17 protein-coding genes and 2 pseudogenes are annotated in these 20,061 nt (G+C 66.5%); 15 read left to right on the top strand and 4 right to left on the bottom strand.

The window, feature by feature from the left end; all coding sequences use genetic code 11:
- Positions 1–100: 100 nt before the first annotated feature.
- The 3 genes from ACZ3ZD_RS18925 to ACZ3ZD_RS18915 form a co-directional block, all read right to left on the bottom strand.
- Positions 101–1,993, bottom strand: coding sequence for a glycoside hydrolase (locus tag ACZ3ZD_RS18925; protein ID WP_467398496.1), 1,893 nt, complete (start codon positions 1,991–1,993; stop codon positions 101–103).
- Between the two features lie 11 nt (positions 1,994–2,004).
- Positions 2,005–3,249, bottom strand: coding sequence for an ROK family transcriptional regulator (locus ACZ3ZD_RS18920; protein WP_467398494.1), 1,245 nt, complete (start codon positions 3,247–3,249; stop codon positions 2,005–2,007).
- 145 nt (positions 3,250–3,394) lie between these two features.
- On the bottom strand, positions 3,395–4,672 hold the full coding sequence (locus tag ACZ3ZD_RS18915; protein ID WP_467398491.1) for an FAD-binding protein: 1,278 nt from the start codon (positions 4,670–4,672) through the stop codon (positions 3,395–3,397).
- 280 nt (positions 4,673–4,952) lie between these two features.
- Here ACZ3ZD_RS18915 and ACZ3ZD_RS18910 point away from each other — a divergent pair, with 280 nt between their 5' ends.
- From ACZ3ZD_RS18910 to ACZ3ZD_RS18890, 5 genes are all read left to right on the top strand, one after another.
- Positions 4,953–6,302, top strand: coding sequence for a radical SAM protein (locus tag ACZ3ZD_RS18910; protein WP_467398489.1), 1,350 nt, complete (start codon positions 4,953–4,955; stop codon positions 6,300–6,302).
- A gap of 317 nt (positions 6,303–6,619) precedes the next feature.
- Positions 6,620–8,098 (top strand): cellulose binding domain-containing protein, encoded by a 1,479-nt coding sequence (locus ACZ3ZD_RS18905; protein WP_467398487.1) that lies wholly within the window; start codon positions 6,620–6,622, stop codon positions 8,096–8,098.
- A 160-nt stretch (positions 8,099–8,258) separates the two neighbouring features.
- The gene (arr, locus tag ACZ3ZD_RS18900; protein ID WP_467398485.1) at positions 8,259–8,669 is read left to right on the top strand and encodes an NAD(+)--rifampin ADP-ribosyltransferase; all 411 of its coding nucleotides are present in this window, start codon (positions 8,259–8,261) and stop codon (positions 8,667–8,669) included.
- A 324-nt stretch (positions 8,670–8,993) separates the two neighbouring features.
- Positions 8,994–10,244, top strand: coding sequence for an MFS transporter (locus ACZ3ZD_RS18895; protein WP_467398482.1), 1,251 nt, complete (start codon positions 8,994–8,996; stop codon positions 10,242–10,244).
- A gap of 107 nt (positions 10,245–10,351) precedes the next feature.
- The gene (locus tag ACZ3ZD_RS18890; protein ID WP_467398480.1) at positions 10,352–11,176 is read left to right on the top strand and encodes a transposase family protein; all 825 of its coding nucleotides are present in this window, start codon (positions 10,352–10,354) and stop codon (positions 11,174–11,176) included.
- 88 nt (positions 11,177–11,264) lie between these two features.
- Here the strand turns inward: ACZ3ZD_RS18890 and ACZ3ZD_RS18885 are convergent, their stop codons facing one another.
- A complete protein-coding gene (locus ACZ3ZD_RS18885; protein WP_467398478.1) occupies positions 11,265–11,690 on the bottom strand; it encodes a transposase family protein in 426 nt (141 codons plus the stop codon).
- A gap of 79 nt (positions 11,691–11,769) precedes the next feature.
- Between ACZ3ZD_RS18885 and ACZ3ZD_RS18880 the strand changes: the two genes are divergently transcribed.
- The 10 genes and pseudogenes from ACZ3ZD_RS18880 to ACZ3ZD_RS18835 all read left to right on the top strand — a co-directional run bounded on the left by ACZ3ZD_RS18880 (position 11,770) and on the right by ACZ3ZD_RS18835 (position 19,912).
- Positions 11,770–12,267 carry a DDE-type integrase/transposase/recombinase gene (locus tag ACZ3ZD_RS18880; protein ID WP_467398475.1) on the top strand — a complete coding sequence of 166 codons (498 nt, stop codon included), beginning with the start codon at positions 11,770–11,772 and terminating at the stop codon, positions 12,265–12,267.
- A pseudogene (locus ACZ3ZD_RS18875) lies at positions 12,246–12,299 on the top strand (hypothetical protein); the annotation flags it as partial. The gene ACZ3ZD_RS18880 and the pseudogene ACZ3ZD_RS18875, both read left to right, overlap by 22 nt.
- 182 nt (positions 12,300–12,481) lie before the next feature.
- Positions 12,482–12,730 carry a hypothetical protein gene (locus ACZ3ZD_RS18870; RefSeq protein ID WP_467398473.1) on the top strand — a complete coding sequence of 83 codons (249 nt, stop codon included), beginning with the start codon at positions 12,482–12,484 and terminating at the stop codon, positions 12,728–12,730.
- Positions 12,727–13,479, top strand: a pseudogene (istB, locus tag ACZ3ZD_RS18865) (IS21-like element helper ATPase IstB); the annotation flags it as partial. The gene ACZ3ZD_RS18870 and the pseudogene istB, both read left to right, overlap by 4 nt.
- A 121-nt stretch (positions 13,480–13,600) precedes the next feature.
- Positions 13,601–13,987: a hypothetical protein gene (locus ACZ3ZD_RS18860; protein ID WP_467398471.1), complete on the top strand. Its 387-nt coding sequence runs from the start codon at positions 13,601–13,603 to the stop codon at positions 13,985–13,987.
- A 300-nt stretch (positions 13,988–14,287) separates the two neighbouring features.
- Complete coding sequence (locus tag ACZ3ZD_RS18855) at positions 14,288–15,463, top strand: glycosyltransferase (RefSeq protein ID WP_467398468.1); 1,176 nt, start codon at positions 14,288–14,290, stop codon at positions 15,461–15,463.
- 452 nt (positions 15,464–15,915) lie between these two features.
- Positions 15,916–16,890 (top strand): Gfo/Idh/MocA family protein, encoded by a 975-nt coding sequence (locus ACZ3ZD_RS18850; RefSeq protein WP_467398466.1) that lies wholly within the window; start codon positions 15,916–15,918, stop codon positions 16,888–16,890.
- 20 nt (positions 16,891–16,910) lie between these two features.
- Positions 16,911–18,179 (top strand): DegT/DnrJ/EryC1/StrS aminotransferase family protein, encoded by a 1,269-nt coding sequence (locus ACZ3ZD_RS18845; protein ID WP_467398464.1) that lies wholly within the window; start codon positions 16,911–16,913, stop codon positions 18,177–18,179.
- Positions 18,151–19,392, top strand: coding sequence for an ATP-grasp domain-containing protein (locus tag ACZ3ZD_RS18840; protein WP_467398461.1), 1,242 nt, complete (start codon positions 18,151–18,153; stop codon positions 19,390–19,392). Before ACZ3ZD_RS18845 ends, ACZ3ZD_RS18840 begins: the two co-directional genes overlap by 29 nt.
- Position 19,393: 1 nt before the next feature.
- Entirely contained in the window at positions 19,394–19,912 is a 519-nt protein-coding gene (locus ACZ3ZD_RS18835; protein WP_467398460.1) for an arsenate reductase/protein-tyrosine-phosphatase family protein, read from the top strand.
- The last annotated feature ends 149 nt before the right edge of the window (positions 19,913–20,061 follow it).

Below are 20,061 nucleotides of genomic sequence, written 5' to 3'. Positions count from 1 at the left end.
GTACGCAGTTCGGGATCACGAACAGGCGTTCAGGCATACGAGATGAGGGCCGCCGGGTCCGGGAGTGGCCGGCGGCCCCCGGCCGGGGGGAACGGTCGCGCTACCGCCTGGTCCAGGCCTCGTTGGCGCCGCCGGAGCAGCTGTAGAGGATGACCTTGCTGCCGTCCGCCGTCGCCTGCCCGCTGACGTCCAGGCACCGGCCCGACGCCTCGTTCACGATCTGCCCGTCCGAGTTGAGCAGCCACCGCTGGGTGTCGTCACCGCGGTACGAGGCCGTCGTCGCCAGACCCGAACCAGTCGCCGTCAGATAGCCGTTGGCGCCCTTCAGGGTGCCCCGCGCGTCGTACGACCACGACTGTCCGGCAGCGCCCGTGCAGCCGGCGATCGCCGCACCCGAGGCGTCGGCCGTCAGGCACTTGCCCGACTGACCGCCGACCAGGGCACCGGTCAGCGCCGAACCGCCGTGGCCCTTGTGGTCCAGGACGTACGTCGTGATCGAACGCGGCGCCAGCGTCGCCGCCATGGTGCCGCCGAAGACCGACGGCTTCGCGACCCGCGCCCAGTTCTCGTCGGCGGAGGTGCGCACGGCCTGCCGGGCCCGCAGCGGCGACCCGCTGTTGAAGTGCAGGTCGAGCGCGGTGTCGGTGGTGTTGTGGTTGTTCACCACGACGACCCACGTGCCGTCCCGGTCGTAGGCCGAGACCTCCACACCGTCCGGCGCCCCGGTCACGTTGTGCAGGGCCGCGCCCGGCCGCACGAACTTGCTGTACTGGCCCAGCGCGTAGAAACGCTTCGTGAAGTACAGGGTCTGGTTGCCGTTCGTGGCGTACGCCGGGTCGTAGTAGATCAGGCCGTCGTTCCAGCCCTCGTCGTTACGGGCGTTCGGGTCGCTGCCGAACATCTCCGACAGTGCCACCCACCACTGGAACGCCGAGTCGTGAGCGGTCGCGAAGTCCTTGTAGATGATCCGGGACAGGTTCAGCCCGCCGTCGATCGTCGGGTCGTACTCCTGCGCCCAGCCGGTGCCGCCCTTGCCGAAGCAGCAGATCTCCGTCGACCAGGACGCGATGCCCGCCGCACGGGACGTCTCGTACACCCGCGCCCGGTCGGCGTCGCTCGGGTTGTCGTACGTGTGATGGGCCAGCCGGGCGACGTACTGGGCCGTGCCCGGCTGCGATATCCACTGCGGGACCTCGGAGTTGAACTTCACCGTACTGGTCGACTCGTCGGCGATGATCGTCGTCTTCTGGTGCCGGGCCCGCTGCTCGGCGCCCAGCGCGCGGACGATGTCGTCGCGCTGGCCGACGTCGACGAGCATGCCCTCCTGGCCGCACGAGTCGAAGCTGTTCGTCGGCTCGTTGAACGGGCTGACGTAGTCCAGCCGTACGCCCTGCTTCGCGAAGTGGGCGGTGACGTCGGCGACGTACCGGGCGAAGTCCTGCTCGTTCTCCGCCTTCAGATAGCCGCCGCAGCTCTTGCCGTTCGTCTTCCACTGCGCGGGCGCGCTGTTGACGAAGCCGATCAGGTCCCGCACGCCGTACTTGCGGGCGGCGTACAGGAAGTACCGGCCGGCTTCGTCCTTGCTCCAGTCGTAACCGCCGTCCGGCTTCAGGAAGTCCTCGGGGGCGCGCGGCGCATAGGTGACACCGGTGCCGCCGCCGCCGATGTTGTACCGGTACGAGCTGAGGGCCAGGCCGTCCTTGGAGAAGAGGAGCTTGGCGAGGCGGGCCCGGACCGCCGGGTCGAAGGTCTTCAGGTCGTTGACCCACCAGGCGCCGGAGGCACCGATGTTGTCGATGGTCTGCGCGGCGTGCGGGGAGACCTCGGCGACGGCCGGGGGACCTGCGGCGCTCGCGGACGGGGTGGTGAGCAGGGCGCCGGTGACGGCCAGCGCGGCCGAGGCGGTGAGCAGGAACGATCTCTTGCCGCGGGACCGGGCGGTACGGGCCCGGGTGGCGCGGGGGTGAATGGTGCGGGGGTGAGACACGTGCATCCCTTCCGTCGTCATGAAGGCGGTGCGGTACGGCTCCTGGCTGTGGTGGTGCGTTTGGCGGCCCTCTGCCCGACCGACTGCAGCGCCCCTTCCAGCGCGAACGTGGCCGCGCCGAGGGACACCGGGTCGGTGGGGATCGGGGAGAGGACGATCTCGGTGGCGGCCAGCGGCCGGCGCAGGGCGTGCCGGGCGACCGCCCGACGGACCTCCCCGAGCAGCGGCTCGCCGAGCCGGGCGGCCACCCAGCTGCTGAGCACGACCACCTCGGGGTTGAGCAGGTTGATCAGGTCGGCGATGCCGGCGCCGAGGTAACGGGCCGTGTCCCGGACGACCTTGAGCGCGACCGGGTCCTCCGCGGCGACCGCACGGGCCAGCGCGTCGACGGTGGCGGTCTGGTCCTCGGGATGCAACAGGGCCGAACACGGGTCGAGTTCGCGCAGGTTCTGCATGATGCCGGGCGCGCCGACGTACGTCTCCACACAGCCGTGGTTGCCGCAGTGGCACAGCCGGCCGTCCAGGACCAGCGTGGTGTGGCCCCACTCGCCGGCGCTGTTGCTCACACCCCGGTGCAGACCGCCGCCGAGGGCCAGCCCGGCGCCGACCCCGGTGCCGAGGTTCACGACCACGGCGTCCCCGCGGCCCCGCGCCGCCCCGAACCACAGCTCGGCCACCGCGCAGGCGCGCAGCGGGTTGTCCAGGTACAGCGGGTAGGCGATGTGCTCGGCGAGCAGATCGAGCAGGGGCACGTCGTGCCAGTTCCAGTTGGGCGCGTACTCGGCGACCCCGGTGTCCCGGTCCACCTGGCCCGGCACGCTCACCCCGACGCCGAGCACCCGGGCGGCCTCGACGCCGGCCTGGGCGACCACCGAGCCGACCGCCGCGGCGACCTGCCCGACGACCTGCTCGGGCCGGTTCTCACCGGGGCGCATCTCCTCGTCGGCCCGGGCCAGCACGTTCAGCGCCAGGTCGAACAGCTCGACGTGGACGTACGTCTCCGCGATGTCCACGCCGATCAGCGCGCCCCCCGAGGCGTTGACCGCGACCAGGCCCCGGGGGCGGCCGCCGGCCGAGTCCTCGAACCCGACCTCGGTGATCATGCGGAGGTCCAGCAGCTCGCCGACGAGCGTGGCCACCGTGGCCAGGCTCAGCCCGGTGGCCGCGGCCAGCTCCTGCCGGGAGGTGGGAGACTCGGCGATGATCTGGCGCAGCACCTCGTAGCGGTTCGCGGTGCGGATGTCCCGTGATGTGCGCTTCACGCGGCTGCCCCTCCTGTCCCGTCCGGACCAGTCCAGGCCGGGGCGGCTTCGGCACCGGCGCGGGCGTCAGGCTATGGGCTGTGGGGGGTTTCGACAAGGGGTTAGGAAAGGGGCTGGAGAAAGGCCTCGCCGGGGTGTGGCCGGTTCAGCCGTCGAGCAGGTCCCGCACGAAGGCGTTGCCGAAGGTGCCCGCGGGATCCAGCGAGCGGACCAGGGCCCGGAAGTCGGCGAGGCGTGCGTACCGCCGACGGAGTACCGCCGACGGTATACCGAACACCTTCCCCCAGTGCGGGCGCGGATCGAACGGCTCCAGCACCTCCTCCAGCCGGCGCACCACCGGCAGCACCGCGGCCTCGTCCCGGATCCAGGTGAAGTGCAGCGCGACCGAGTTGCGTCCGTGGGCCGGGCTGAGCCACTGCGCGTCGGCGGCGACCGTACGCACCTCGCAGGTCTGCAGGACACCGGCGACCGTATGCCGTATGCCGTCGATCGCATACAGCGCTTCGACCGCCGTCGACCGCGGCAGCAGGTACTCCGACTGGATCTCCTCCCCGCTGCTCGGCGTGAACTCCGCCCGGAAGTGCGGCAGCCGCTCGTGCCACGGTCCCGGCACCCCCAGCTGCTCGGTGCAGTTCCCCGCGGGCATGCCCGGGACCGGGTGCAGCGGCCCGGTCGCGGGGGCCGCCCACGGGAAGTCCACCGCCGGCCGGTCCGTGCGCCGCTTGACCCACACCTGCCGGAAGCCCGGATCCCGCCAGTCGGTGAACAGGCTCACGCTGTACCCCGAGGCCGCCACCGCCTCGAAGTCCATGCCGGCCAGCGGGAGTTCGGTGTAGACGCGCTGCTCCACCCCGTACGCGGGCTCCAGGCCGAGGGTGAGCGCGGTGACCACGCCCAGTGCGCCGAGTGAGGTCACGGCGCCGGCGAACCGCGGGTCGTCCCGGCTGATCGTCACCGCCGTGCCGTCCGCGACGATCAGCTCCACCTCCCGGACCGCCGACGCCAGCGGGCCGTTGTCCACGCCCGAGCCGTGCGTGCCCGTCGCCACCGAGCCGGCCACCGAGATGTGCGGCAGAGACGCCATGTTGGGCAGGGCCAGGCCGTGGGCGTGGACCGTGCGGGCCAGTTCGGCGTAGCGGACCCCGCCGGACACCCGGACCGTACGCGCCGCCGTGTCGACGTCGATCACCCGCGGCAGCCCGGCGGTGGAGAGCAGGACGCCGTCCGGACCCGGGTCGGCGATCCGGTTGAAGGAGTGCCCGCTGCCCACCACCCGCACCCGCGCACGGCCCGCCACCAGGGCCGCGAGCGCCTCGGGTGTGCGCGGGCGGTGGTACTCCCGCGCCGTGTACGTGACGGTGCGCGCCCAGTTCGTGAACGCGCCCGTGCTGTCGCTGGGCGCCGAACCCGCGGTCTCGGTCATCCGTGCGTCCCCTCCGGGAGATGGCGTGTGCCGCCGACTCTCTCATCCGCGGGACGCGCCGCAGAAACCGGTTGCCGCTGCCGGTGCGGTCGTCGTCACCGGGGCCGCGGCCGGTTGCCGTCCCGACGGGCGGGCCGCCACCGGCCGACAACCGATCGAACTATGGGCAAAGGGGAATGAAAGGTGCACACCGGTAGCATCACCCAGGACCCGGCGCGGGGGAGTCCGTGGTGGGGGCATACGGTGAGAGGTGTAGGCCCGAGCCGGGAGGAGACAGACGATGGGCAGCCGTACCGCGCTGGTCGAGGATCTGATGGAGCGGTTCCCGCAGGTGCCGCGGGAGGCCGTCTTCAAGGAGGACCTGCTCCGGGGCGGTGTCGCCTTCGACAGGTCCGCCCTGAGTGACAACGAGGACGGCGACGTCAAGCCGAAGTCGTACTTCATCTTCTCCTTCGACCACGGCACCCTGCCCGAGCTGGGCGAGGCCGCGCTGCGCCGCCCGCCGGAGGAGATCATTCTGACGGGCGGTCCGTACGACCTGAGGCGTACGGTCGTCTCCGTGCGGGTGAACCCTGCCTCGCCGTACCGGGTCGCCGCCGACGAGGAGGGGCTGCTCGGGCTGTACCTCGACGGCCGGCGCATCGCCGATGTCGGGGTGCCGCCGATGCCGGAGTACTACCGGCACACCCTCTCCAACGGGAAGAGCGTCATGGAGGTGGCCCCGACCATCCAGTGGGGCTACCTGATCTACCTCACCGTCTTCCGGGTCTGCCAGTACTTCGGCGCCAAGGAGGAGTGCCAGTACTGCGACATCAACCACAACTGGCGCCAGCACAAGGCGGCCGGACGCCCCTACACCGGGGTGAAGGACGTCGAGGAGGTGCTGGAGGCCCTTGAGATCATCGACCGGTACGACACCGCGAAGGCCTCCACCGCCTACACCCTCACCGGTGGCGCCATCACCAAGACGGTCGCCGGGCGCGACGAGGCCGACTTCTACGGCCACTACGCCAAGGCCATCGAGGAGCGCTTCCCGGGCCGCTGGATCGGCAAGGTCGTGGCGCAGGCGCTGCCCAAGGCGGACGTGCAGCGGTTCAAGGACTACGGCGTGCAGATCTACCACCCCAACTTCGAGGTGTGGGACCGCCGGCTGTTCGAGCTGTACTGCCCGGGCAAGGAGCGGTACGTCGGCCGGGACGAGTGGCACCGCCGGATCCTGGACTCCGCCGACGTGTTCGGCGCGCGCAATGTGATCCCGAACTTCGTGGCGGGCGTGGAGATGGCCGAGCCGTTCGGCTTCACCACCGTCGACGAGGCCATCGCCTCCACCACCGAGGGCCTGCGGTTCTTCATGTCGCACGGCATCACGCCCCGGTTCACCACCTGGTGCCCGGAGCCCACGACCCCGCTCGGCAAGGCCAACCCGCAGGGCGCGCCGCTGGAGTACCACATCCGGCTGCTGCAGGCCTACCGGCAGACGATGGACGACTTCGGCCTGTCCTCCCCGCCCGGCTACGGCCCGCCCGGACCCGGCCGCGCCGTGTTCTCCGTCAGCTCCTTCATGGACAGCCTGCCCGCGGGCGAACCGACGGCGCAGGAGGGTGAGGCGGAGACGCCGGCCCAGGTGTGACGGCGGCCGGGGCCGGCCCTCGCGCGACCGGGCGGGGACCGGTCCCGGTGTGACGGCGGCAGGGCCGGACTCCCGCACGACCGGACCCTTCCCGGCCCCGTGCGGCTGAACGCGGGCGCGTCCGCGTCCGTATCAGAGGCCGGAGTGAGGGGCTCGTCGTGACGTGCGCCCGTGCCACCACGGTCGGTAGCCGGATGTGAACAGGCCGCTTGTCAGTTGTGTCGAGGACGTGAAAGGCTCTGTGCACTGCCGCGAGGTTTCCCGTAACTCCCTTGTCCGTTTGGTGAGTTGCCCTCGCTCGTGGATGCAGGAGTCTCATGCCCGACCTGCCGACCCCCCAGGACGACACCGAGGCCGCGCTGTTCTCGGAGTGCTGGGACGCGGTGCTCTCGTACGCGGACCTGTGCACCTCCGGGTCCCTGACGGCCCAGCAGCTGGCCACCGAGGCGTTCACGCTCGGCATGCGCGAGGTCCGCGCCGCCGCGAGCACCCATGTGCGCGGCGCGGGCCGCCGTACCGCGCGGCTGCCGGTGATCCCGGCGCTGCTCACCGCCGTACGCACCACCGCGGCCGCCTGGGAGGCCGACGGGCAGGGGCACAAGCTCGACCCGGATCTGCGGCTGTGGCTCAACTCCGAGGGCGCCGCCCGGTTCTCGGGGCCGCCGTTGCAGCGCCCGGTCGCGCTGCGCGGGCTGAGGGACATGCAGGAGGCGGACGCCGCGCTGCTCTGGCTGGCCGAGGTGGAGGCGCTGCCGCTGCCGGCCGTGGGCCGCCGGCTGGGCCTGGAGCCGGCGAGCGTCGCCGAGGAACTGGAGCAGGTCCGCACCCTGTTCCGGGACCGCTGCCACCGCGCCCACCTCGACTCCCCGATGGCCCCGCAGTGCCGTAGCTACGCGCGGCTGCTGGACGCGGTCACCCGCTCGCCCACCGCGCAGACCCCCGGCGACCTCTCCCGGCACCTGGCCACCTGTGTGCAGTGCGCCGAGGCGGCCGCCTGCCTGCGGCTGCACGGCGGCGGGCTGCCCGCCGCGCTGGCAGGCGGAGTGATCGGCTGGGGTGGCCTCGCCTACCTGGAGCGGCGCCGCCGCGCCACCGAGGTCCGGCTCGGCGCGGGCCGCCCCGGTACCGCCGACCCCGGTGACGGGCAGGAGGGCGCGGGCCGCAGCCGTGTCCTGCGCGGTGGGCTGATCGCCGCCGCGGTGCTGCTGTCGGCGCTGGCGCTCGGGGTGTCGATGATGTCGGCCGGCGGCTCCGGCGGTGACACCGCCGCCGCCCAGGACGACCGGCAACCGGTCGCCGACCCGGGCGTCTCCCGCACCGCGCCCCGCCCCACCGCCACGCACTCACCCTCCGCCCTGTCCCCCACCCCCACCCAGGGCACGCCCGCCCACAAGACGACCGACCCCGAACCCCAGGGCAGCACCTCCTCCGCCACCCGTCCGGCGGGCGGCCCGAGCGCCTCCGCCGTCACCCGGTCGGCCGGTTGCCGGGTCGCCTACGAGCTGGACAACCAGTGGCCCGACGGCTTCCAGGCCACCGTCACCGTCACCACCGACCGCGCCCTGAGCGGCTGGCAGGTGTCCTGGAGCTTCCGCGACGGCCAGCAGGTCGGCCAGATGTGGGACGCCACCGTCCACCAGAACGGCTCCCGCGTCACCGCCACCGCCGCCGACTACAACAAGACGGTCGCCGCCCACGCCACCCTGTCCTTCGGCTTCCTCGGCACCTGGACGAAAACGAACCGGCCCCCCCACGCCTTCGCCCTCAACGGCGTCTCCTGCACGCTGGGCGGATGACCCGCGAGCTGCGGGAAGCCGACCGCATCGCCGCCGAGGGGACCGCTGCCCGCGGTCGTGGTGGTCCGGCGAACGGCCAGTGGGCCCGCCTGGAAGCCTTGCCGCCCGTCGGCGCGAAACCGGGCCGTCCGCGACCCTGCCCGAGAGATAACCTGGGGCGATGGACGACGCATTGGACCAGGGGCCGTTCTTCCACGGCACGAAGGCCGATCTGCGGGTCGGGGATCACCTCACCGCCGGTTTCCGTTCCAACTACCGGCCCGACATCGTGATGAACCACATCTACTTCACCGCGTTGCGCGACGGTGCGGGACTCGCCGCCGAACTCGCCGCAGGCGACGGAGCCCCGCGCGTGTACGTCGTCGAACCGACCGGGGAGTTCGAGAACGATCCGAACGTCACCGACAAGAAGTTCCCCGGCAACCCCACCCGCTCCTATCGGAGCAGGGAACCGCTCCGGATCGTAGGAGAGGTCACCGACTGGACGCGACAGACCCCCGAAGCCCTCCAGGCGTGGCGGGACCGGCTGGCCGCGATCCGCTTGGATGACCGCGCCGAAATCATCAACTAGTACGCCGCCGGGGGCTCCTCGGCAGTCGAGGTGATCTTGTTGTTGGCTTGGTGGATGCCAGGGTCGCAGCAGGCGCCGTCGTGGGGCTGGACAGCCCGCATCTCATCTGTGAGCTTTGATCACTGGAACGTCGCCTGTACCGCATGTGGGTGGCCCTGCCAGTGATCTGGTGGCGTGCGGGTGGGCCCATCGTTGGTTTGAGGACCCCAGCGCGGAAGGAGTACGCATGCAGTCAGCGCTTTCATCTACTTCGACGGTCCTGTTAGACGCCGAGGCGGAGAAGAACGGAGTCGACCTGGCTTCCGAGGTGATGGGGTTTTAACTGTGCGCCCTCGTATCGAAAAGATCTCCGTTTTTCTAGTTCTGACGGTTGACTCTCTTGCGAACGGCCTTTTCATCCCCATATCCATGATCTACCTGTCGACCATTTCGGGTGAGTCATTGGTCCAGGTTGGCACGTTGCTGAGCATTGCCGGGCTCATATCGTTGCCATTGCCGTTATGGATCGGGCGGCTCGTTGATCAGACCGGCCCCAAGAAAGTCGTGCTGGTGGCGCAGTTACTCCAGGCGGCGGGATTCGCCGGATATCTCGTGGCGTGGGGTCGGGTTGCGATCTTTATCTCCGCACTTGTGGCCTCACTGGGTCAGAGGGCTTTCTGGTCCTCGGTGTTCACGCTCGTCAGTTACTTGGCTGACGGTGATCCCGACGCCCGAGCACGGGAAAAGTGGTTCGGCATCATTGGATCATTGCGCGCGGCGGGCTATGGTCTCGGCGCTCTCGCCGCAGGCATCGTCCTCTCGGCGGAGTCTCGTGTCGCCTCGCGGGGAGCGATCGCGGCAGATGCCCTGCTCTTGGTCATAGCTGCTGCGCTGGTTCGGGTGGGGGTGCCCGACAGGACTGCTCCCGTCAAGGAGCATCGAGAACAGGACGATAAGCGTGGCTATCGGATACTGTGGGCCGACCGCCCATATCTCGGACTCGTCGCGCTCAATACGCTGTTCGCCCTGTGTAATGTGATGCTGAGCATTGCCTTTCCTCCATTTGTCGCACGCCAACTTCCGTCCATGATGTGGCTTGTGGGTCCACTGCTGGCAGTGAATACTATGGTCCAAGCCATATTTCAGCCCCTGGTCGTCCGACTAATCCGCCCGCATCCCAGGCATCGGTCTCTCTGCCTGGCCGGGGCTCTTTGGGCCGCTTGGGCATGCCTGACTTTCTTCCCGAACTGGGCACCAAGGGTCACCTGGATTCCCTGCTTGACATTAGCCATCCTCTGTTATTCCGCGGCTCAACTGGTGCACTCTCCGGTATCCAACGCGCTTGCCGCCGATGCCGCTCCCGCTGATATTCGCGGCCGATACTTGGCAATATTCCAGTTTTCTTTTGCTGTGGCCGGGGTTATTGCGCCAACCATGTTTTCTGCACTGCTCGACGTGTCGAGCCTTGCCCTATGGGTCAGCCTGGCGGCCCTCAGCGTTTTGGCGATACCGATCACCATGCTCGTCGCCTCGCGACTGCCTGAGTCTGCACTGCTGGCAGGCATGAAGGAGCGCGACAGCCTGGCCACGAGGTAGCCGACCCCTCTGTGACAGAGCCAGTGCGAAACGTTGGTGACCTGTTCGCACTGAACCCCTTTCATCCTGTTCCGGCCGGGTGAAATGGGCTGGTCAGGTGGGGTGACATGGCGAAGCCCCCCGTCGTTGGTGTGGTGATCTCACTCAACACGCCATCGGCCGGTGGGGCTTCGTTGGTTCCGTATCCTTCCATGCTCGACGTCCCGCACGATCTGGTCGAACACGTCTCCTGGCTCATCTACGCCCGAAGGCGTGAACTTCGCTCGTCCTGGCGGAGGTTGAGCTGCTTCAAGCAGGCCCTGCTGGTTCTGGCACACCTACGGAAGAACGAGACGTTGGCCCAGGTCGGAGCCGGGTTCGGCGTTTCCGAGGCCACCGCGTGGCGGTATGTGCACGAGACCGTCGAGGTCCTCGCCTCGTGGGCGCCGGGACTGCACGAGGCCCTCGTCGGCCTGGGCGAAGGCGACTTCGTCATCCTCGACGGCACGCTCATCCCCACCGACCGCATCAAGGCCGACGAGCCGTACTACTCGCGGAAACACAAGAAGCACGGCATGAACGTCCAGGTCATCGCACGTCCCGACGGCACGCCGCTGTGGTTCTCACGGGCAACGCCGGTCCGAACCCACGACCTGACCGCAGCACGTGCCCACGCATCGTCCAGGCCTGCCTCGGCCACCAGATCCTCGTCCTGGCCGACCGTGCCTTGCAGGGCGCTGGCGCCACTCTCCGCACCCCGCTACGGCCACCGCGACCTGCCCGAGCACTACCACAACAACCGCGACCACGCCGGCCTGCGCGCCCCCGGCGAACGCGCCTTCGCCCGCCTCAAGTCCTGGCGACTGCTACGACGAGCGCGCTGCTCAACCAACCGCGTCGGTAGGATTGTGGCAGCCGTGCACACCCTCTTGACCTGCCAATACTCAGGATGAAAGGGGTTCACTGATGTCTTCTAGCGTTACGACGTGGTGCGCGATTGAGGGCTGGGGGTGCCGCCCTGGCGGTTCGGCTGATAGGTGATCACCTCTCGACGACGCGGTCGGAGACCAGGCCGGCCACGGCTGGGTAGATCTCCTCGAAGTATTCGCGTCGTCCGAGAAACCGCTGGAGGGTTCGCCACTGTTTGTGCTCGGCGTTGGCGTGTTCTACGCAGATCCGTTCCGAGGAATGCTGGTGACGCTCCGCGTCCCAGGTGGCGACCTCCTCGGGTGTCGCGTCCTTCTTCGGCTTGAGCGGCGGAGCCTGGACCTGGTTGGGGAACTCCTTGGCCAGGCCCCGGTACCCGGAGTCTACCGTGGCCTTAATCTCGGGAAACCGCTCGAACAGGTCGGCGATGCCCTTGGTCCGCAGCGCCGTCTGGTCGTGCATGCGGCCGGGGCGGAACGCCCCGGCCCACCGCGTGCGTCCCTCGCCGCCGGTGACGACGGTCGCCTTCTTGGTGTTCAATACCCCCGGATCAGGTCGAACCCGTACACCACTTCCCTGGACGCAACCTTCGAGGTCGTCCCCGGGGGCTCAGGCCCAGGTGGACTGGGGTGATGAGGGCAAGGTCCTCGCCCATGTCGGCATCCCGAAGGTCTACTCCTTCCACATGACGCTGTCGTACTCGCGCGACCCGTTCCGCTGCTTCACCACCGGTCAGGACCCGGCGACGTTCTTCGACTGCCACCGGCAGGCATTCGCGCACTTCGGCGGGGTGCCGATGAGCATCGTCTACGACCGGACCAAGACGGTCGTGCGCCGGCATGTCGCTCCGGGCGAGGCGGTTCCGCTGCACCCGGAAGCCGTCGCCTTCGCCGGGCACTACGACGTCGACGTGCTGGCCGCCTACCGGCCCCAGGGCAAAGGCCGGGTCGAGCGGCAGGTCGGCATCGTCCGTGACCACGTGCTGGCAGACCGGGCCTTCTCCTCCATCGAAGAGATGAACGCCGCCTTCGCCGCCTGGGTGCCACTTCGGCAGGCGAAGGTCCACGGCACCCACGGCGAAGGGCTCTGCGTCCGCTGCCGAAGGTCCCCTATGTAGTCGCCCAGCGGCATCTGAGGCACGTCGGCAGGGACTGCATGGTTGCCTTCGACGCGAACCTCTACTCGGTGCCGCCCGCAAGGTCCATCCCCGCCAACTGGTCGAGGTCAGGGCCACGAAGTCCCAGGTCACCCAGCACTCCACCGTCCCTGACGCCACTGGCCAGACGTTGCTGGCCATCCATCCGCGAGCGGTCGGCCGTGGAGCCCGCAGCATGGACGAGACGCACTGGGACGACCTGCCCACAGGTAGAGGTGCTGGCCGCCGCGTCACCACCGGCGACGCTCTGCCTTCGCCCCGCCGCAGCCAGCCGCTCGGGTCGGGGACCGGACCGCTGCAGGCCCTGCTGAACCGGTCCGCAGCCGCAAGTGTCGAGGTCGGCCGCCGTCCGCTGTCGGTCTACGACGAGCTGACCGGCACCCGACCCTTCACCTCACCCACCCCGACCGAGGACGCCCGTTGAGCGAACTGACCAGCACCCGCATCCGCACCACCGCCGTCAAGCTCGGCCTGCCGCATCTGGCTGAGGCCCTAAACCAGTACGTCCAGCGGGCCGACGAGGCGAAGACGGGCTACCTCGACCTGGTGCTGTCCGAGGAACTCGCGGTCCGCGACGACCAGCGCTTCCGCAACGGTCTGCGGCTGTCGAAGCTGCTGCACCACAAGACACTGGAGGACTACGACTTCTCCTTCCAGCCCTAACTCGACCCGCGCAAGGTCAAGGACCTGGCCACCCTCTCCTTCGTCGCGAACACGGCCAACGTCGCCCTGCTAGGGCCGCCCGGGGCCGGCAAGACACACATCGCCGTCGCCGTCGCCGTCGCCCTCGCGGCCTGCCGGGCCGGCTACTCGATCTACTTCACCAGCCTCGACGACATGGTCCGACACCTCAAGGCCGCCGAGGAGCAAGGCTGGCTGATCAGCAAGCTCACCAGCTACCTCCGCCCCAGCGTCCTCGTGATCGACGAAATGGGCTACCAGCCGCTCGAGCGGGCCGAGGCGAAACTGGTCTTCCAGGTCATCTCCAAACGCTACGAAAAGGGCTCGATCATCCTGACCTCGAGCAAGACCTTCGGCGAATGGGGCCCGGTCTTCGACGACGAAGCCCTGGCCACCGCAATCCTCGACCGCCTCCTGCACCACTGCGAGGTCGTCCCAATCAACGGCAACAGCTACCGTCTCCAGACCATCGAACGGGACACCGACGTGGCCAGAGCAGTGGTGCACATAACTTCGTACTCGGTGGTGCACTCAGACGAGTACGCGGACAGGCGGGCCGGCACGTGTAGAGGCGCTTCGTGTCCGGCTCGGCGTCTTCGAGGCCATCCTGGTCGTGCAGGGTGAGCAGCCGCAGCCAGGTGTCGAGATCGGCGGCGAGGTTCGCGGCAAGCATCCAGCCCGTGTTGATGCGCCACGACTGGGCCAGTCCCATGGCCTTGTTGGCACGCACCCGGTCTTCGACCTCGGCGTGGTCGCGGTGCAGGGCGTCAAGGGACTGGATCTGGTGGGAGCCTGCGATGCCCCACACGTGCCGGATGTTCGTCGCCGTGATCGAGCAGCGCCAGCCGGTCTTCTGCTCGAAGGCGGCAGCTTCTTCATGTGCCGTCGGGAGGGGCGCACGCGGCGACCGATCAGCCGGATGCCTTTCCGGGCAGATGCACTGTTTGGCGCGCTGTCCAACGCGGCTGGAAATCGCCTATGGCTTAAAAACGTCGGCTAGCTTTACCCGAGGCATGGCTAATCCGGAAACATAAGGCGAAGTCTATACCGCTACTTGACTTAACTTGGCAAAATTTTGGTCGTGATCACCACTTGACGGCAAGCACTTGAGTGACACACGATGTTAGAAAGTGCCTGTGATTCGTGATTCCGTCGTTGGAGTCTGGTGATACTTGCGGAGGTCGGCCCGGCATGGATCTAATCTCTCACTGGAAGGCCTGCCGGAACTAGGAAGGCCGCGACTTCTCTGATGTGCTGAGCGCAACCTTTCTTACCAACCCCACAGAAAGGAGAACGCCAAATGCTGCGCAAAAAGACAATTCTGTTACTCCCCTGGGGTGGTGGTAACGGACACTTCACCCACTGTGCTGCCGTCGGAAAGGCGGCTGCAGATCGGGGGTGGAGAGTGGTCGTGGCCCTTACTGACAACGCTGTTCATCGATCACTAGCTTGTTCGCTCGGCTTCGAGACCATCAGATATCCGCGTGGCCTCGACACAAAAAATTCTTGGGAATGCTGGCTCAACGAGCACTACTTTGAAGCTGCTGTCGATGCGGATGTCGACATGATTCAGCAAGTAGGCGCATCGCTGGTGGTCCATGACATCCGACTGAGCACTCCCGTAGCTGCGCTGGTATGCGACCAAGAGCCCGTGGTGATAGCCCACTCACCCGTTCTTGAAGGATTTGACTACCCTGGACTTCCTACACCGCCGCTTTGGCGAGACGCCGTAAGGTCGGCGAACCACACCATCGGCAAACTCGGCCAGCCCTTGATAGCCGAGGACATACGCGAACTACTTTCACGCGGGCCAGTTCTCATTCCGAGCATACCGGAGTTTGATGAAGTGCCTGAGGTCTTCTCCGGCAGCGCGGTGTATGTGGGGCCGCTCTCACTGAGCAAGGGCACACGGGAAGCTGACACCGCGGCTGGTCAGGATAATCTCTTCTTTTATCGTACGGTGGGAATCGGGGAGTCCTTCCGCGCCTTTCGGTCCGTCTTTTCCGATTATGGTAGGCACGTTCTGATTGGGACGGGAAGCGAGGACTCCGCCCGGTCTCTTCTAACGCAGTGCGCGGACACAAAGTTTCACATCCAAGCGATGTGGAATTTCGAGGAAATAGCTCCACAAACCAAAGTGGCGGTGCATCACGGTGGGCCGGGTACAGTCTTTGACTGCATCAAGAGCGGTCTGCCCTCAGTCGCACTTCCCGGCGATAACCCCGAGCGCGGGCTATATGCTGGAAAGCTGGACAAGTACGGGCTCGGGATTTCCCTGAGTAGCGAAGCCAAAGTGGACACAGAGTGGGGCAAGGCAATTGACTCCACCGGGGAAGTCCCGCCGTGGAGCGAGGTCCGCGAGCACATTGAGAGACTGGCGAGCGATGCGAATCTGGGGCCTCAGATAAAGCAATGGAGTGCTCGACTGGACGACTTCAGCGTGGACCAGGCCCTTGACCTCTTGACAGTAATATGACGAAAAAAATCCCTGCTCGGCGACGGCGAGGTTGCGCAGGCGGGCGATTCCACTCGGACGGCAGCGGTGCCAGCTGCGGCAGAGCCCTGATCCTGCACCGGTACGTCGTGACCACCGGCACGCGGTCCTCCACCAGCAGTCTCCACGGCCCGCCTCGCGGCTGCTCACACGGCTCCCGCGGATGTCGGCGCGCGGATCGCTCGCTGGACAGATAGAGATCCCTGGCTCAAAAGCCTCGCGGCGACGCGGCTGAGGCAGACGGTTATCTCCAGCGCGTGTCGCCCGCTGTACCGGAGGACCGCTGTCTCCGCGATCAGGCACCAGTCCGAACCGGTCGCGATCTGTGTGGCGACCGCCTCGCGCCAGATGCCCAGCGGCCAGATGCAGTCTTCGCACCGTACAGGTGCCACGACGCGACCACTTGCTCAAGACGCCATTAGAGGAGATCTGCTATGAAAACGATCATTGTCGGATCCGCTGGGCACCAAGGACAGCAGTACCTGCGAACCCTGCGTCACGAAATAGACATTGTCGCACTCGTGGACAAAAGGCCGACAATGATTCACGGTGACAGTGGACCTCTGCCATGGTTCGCCTCTCTTGACGAGGCTCGGAACCACGTTCAAGCAGACTGTGCGATCGTCGCGGTCCCTCATCATGAGCACTTGTCCGTATCGACGTACGCGCTGCAGAGCGGCCTCCATGTCATAAAGGAGAAGCCGCTCAGCTCGATGCTCGAAGAGCGTGACATTCTGCTGAAAACTGCACGGTTGAACAATCGATCGCTGCTCACTGTGGCTCAACGTGCATATGAGAAGTCATTTCGTGCGGCAATCGATCAGCTTCCCCTTATTGGGGAACCCTACTCCTTCACATATGAATACCACGCCAGCAGAGGCCAGATCACCACCGGTTGGCGTGCTGATCCGCTGATGGCCGGCGGGGGCGTACTCCTCGACATGGGCTATCACCTGCTGGACATGCTGGACCGCCTCTTTGGTCCCCCGGAGTCCGGCACCGTCAACCTTTCCTACTGCTTCCCCCAGTTGAGAGCAAGAAGGCTCGAGGACGCTGCAGCAGGATTACTCCGGTATGAGCGGGGACTCTCTGGCGTAGTGATCATATCTCGCCACCACGGGACAAAGTATGAGAAGTTGCAGATCCAGGCGAGTGAAGGATCCATCGTCGTCACCCCTGATGAGTTCAGGCGGTATTCGTTCGACGGCAAGCTCATGGCGTCGATAACGGTAGATGGGGCAGAAAGGGAAGACGATCTGGCGGTCAAACGGATGGCACTCGACTATATAGACCATCTGGAAGACCCCGCGTTTTGCGCGGAGAACGTCGCCCGACACTCCAGGATCGTCCAGGTTCTGGACCTACTTTATCGCAGTGCGGAGTGTTCGCCATCCAGGAACATAGCGTGAGGACTCGACAGGAGACTGAAATGTCAGAACTTGCACTGCTTGGCGGATCGTCCGCCGTCACTATGCCCCGCCCCCATGAGGTGTGGCCGCCCCAGGCCGGGGAAGCCGAGCTCAAGGCCCTTGCCAGTCAGCGTAACGATGACATTTCCATTCGTGGCCGCACGGGACCGATCGCCGAGTTCGAGAACAAGTTTCTGGACTTCCTTGAGGGACGGCGCCGCTATGCGGTGACGTTCAATTCCGGGACGTCTGCGCTTCTCGCCGCCTACGTTGCGGTCGGGGCGACGAGCGGAACGGAAGTGATCGGCCCGGCACTTACCTATCATGCCGCGCTGAGCCCCGCCTACTTCCTGGGCTCAGAAGTCGTGCTCGTGGATATCGAGAGGGAAAGCCGCGCTATCGACCCTACTTTGATAGAAGCGGCAATTACGGAACGTACGCGTGTGGTAACCGTCGTCCATCAGTGGGGTCACCCGGCCGACATGGACTCCATTTTGGCCATAGCATCGAAACACAATCTACGGGTGATAGAAGACTGCTCCCATGCGCACGGGAGTCGTTACAAGGGCCGCCTTTGCGGAACCTTTGGTGATGTTGCGGTCTTCTCACTGCAGGCCAACAAGGCGGTTTTTGCTGGCGAGGGAGGGATATTGGTGACGAATGACCCCTCCCTTCACGACCGCGCCGTGCTGACCGGACACTATCGTGATCGAAGTCGTGAGAATGTTGAGACGCCTGACCTGAAATCGTACTGGGTGACCGGGTTCGGCCCCAAACTGCGGATGTCGCCGTTCAACGCCATCGTGGCAACACACTCGCTGGCCCAGCTTCCCCGGATAATAGAGGGTCGTGCGCGGTGTCTGGGATATTTTCGGGACCGCCTCCGGGAAGAGGTCGGATACATCGAGGCGCCGTTCATATCGCCACATGCAGAGATGGGGGCGTGGTACGGCTTCAAGCCTCTGTTTCTTCCGGACAAGCTGCCGGGGGTGACGAAGGCGAGGCTCATCGAGGCTCTACGAGCCGAGGGAGTGGAGGTCAGCGATCCATCCGGCCCGCCGCTCGCCACTCTGCCGCTGTACCAAAACGCGGAGGACCGGATGGCGGGCACGAAGCGGCGGCACCAGAACGATCCCACAGCCTTCTCGGTCTCCGAGTTTGTCGCGGCCCAAGGTCTGTCGTTGCCGACATTTTACGACTGGGCACAGCACAAGCCGCTGATCGACCAGTATATGGACGCGTTCATCAAGGTGGAGCGCAATGCAGGAAAGCTACGCGATGGCGAGTGACAGGGTCCGAGGGCCAGGTCACTCCAGCGCCGGCAGCCTCATCACCGTGGGTTCGAGCCGACAGTCACAAGAGCTGCACCAGGCGGCTCTTAAAAGAGGCTGGAGAGTCGACCACGTCGAAGTGAAGGCCGGAGACGAGCAGAACACCATCAGGGACCACATAACCGAGCGGTGCGTTGATGTGTCGTACGCCGTGCTCGTCAACCACGGTCGTTCGTCGGACATCGGCAGTGTCGTTCGCATCGCGCAGGCCTGTGACGCAGTCGCATCGGGTCATGCCGGACGTGTCCAGATGTTCGGTCCCTCCGGTGAAACAGCACGAGTCCTCGACAACAAGTGGGAGGCTCACCTGTTGTCGCGGCGAGCTGGACTCGCTGCCGTGCGGAGCACGTTGGTACGGGCACAGGACCTGCGTCGGGTCGCACCGAGCTGGGCATCGAATCGCGTCGTGATCAAGCGGCTCAACGAAACCGGCGGGCGAGGCATGGTCGGCGGAGCGCCCACGGCAGACCTGTTCGACAGAGCCGGGGAAACGTATGCCAATGACGAGTCGCTCCTGCTCGCTGACTTCGCAGACGGATACGAACTCTCCCTCAAGGGCATCGTGTACGAGAGTGTTTATCCTGTGTCGGCAGTCCTGAAGGAGGTGACAAAACTTCCTGTGGTGCATGGGGACTGGAAAGTGAAGGTCGGATTACCGCTGCCGGCACACGGATGGGCATTTGGAGTACTGCGCCGAATCGCCGAGATATCCAGTGTTTCCGGATATCTCAGCATTGAGGGAATCTGGCAGCCTGATTCGGGTGAATTCCTCATCTCTGAAATCGCACCGCGTCGTACGGGCAGCTACGTGCTTGCCGATTCGGTGTCATCCATTGGTTCTGTCGTGGACGGCGTGCTGGATCTGCTGGAGGAGACTGCGCCCTTGTGCGACCCGACATCGGGTCTGCGCGGGGCGACGCTGCCGCTGCAAGACTCGCCGGCGGTTCAGCGTGCCGTCGAAGAGGGGCGACGACGCGGGATTGTGCGCGAGGTCGACTGGGAGGATCTGGAGACCGGACGAAGGCTGAGAGTCCATCTTGGGCCATGGAAGGAAGGCGAGCTCGGCGAGGGCTTGAACAGCGTCGGAGACATCTTCGGCCAGGCGGCGGAGCATCGAGTGTGGCATCTGCTTGACATGGGTGAGAAGCTGGCGCTGGGAGCGGTGCGCTGACATGACGATAACTATTGCTTTCGTGTGCCGCGGCAACATATGCAGGTCGCCCGCCTTCGCCATCGCGGCCAGCACCGCGTTGGCGCCACTTGGGGACTTCGTGAGTGTGCGATCGGCGGGGTCCGCTGACTGGTGTGGGGGAAGGCCCCGTCACGCGCCGATGGTCGCGGCTGCCGCCCGCCGTGATCTGAAGATGGACAGCGCGCTTTCGGAGAAGCTCAGGATGTGGATGGTCGACGCGTCAACATTGCTGATACCACTGGATACCGAAGTCGAGCGGGCCGTCCGCACAGAGATCGCGGCGTTGAAGGACGAACCCGCTGTTCTCCCGGCCTCGGTGGTGTGTTTCCCGGACGGCGTACGAGACCCGTACGGTGGATCGGAGAACGACTTCGACGAGGTGGTCAACCTGGCGTTGCTTTTCGCGGATCGGCTGCTGATCGCGCTTTCGGACCTGGCTGCGAAGGAATCCGTTGCCGACCCTGTTCATTGTCTGACCCATCTGCTGAGCAACTTCTGAGACGACCGCTGCCGCGGCCCCAGGTGATCACGGAGCGGGTCTGTTGCACCCATCTAAGAGCTCGTAACACGATCATGGTCGGGCTTTCTTGAGGCGTCTCCAGCAGATGAGGCCGCAGGCCAGGGAGACGAGGGCATCGTGCAGGTCGA

The sequence above is a fragment of the Streptomyces sp. NPDC023481 genome (assembly GCF_055560195.1).
This window is presented reverse-complemented; position numbering and strand designations above follow the sequence as displayed.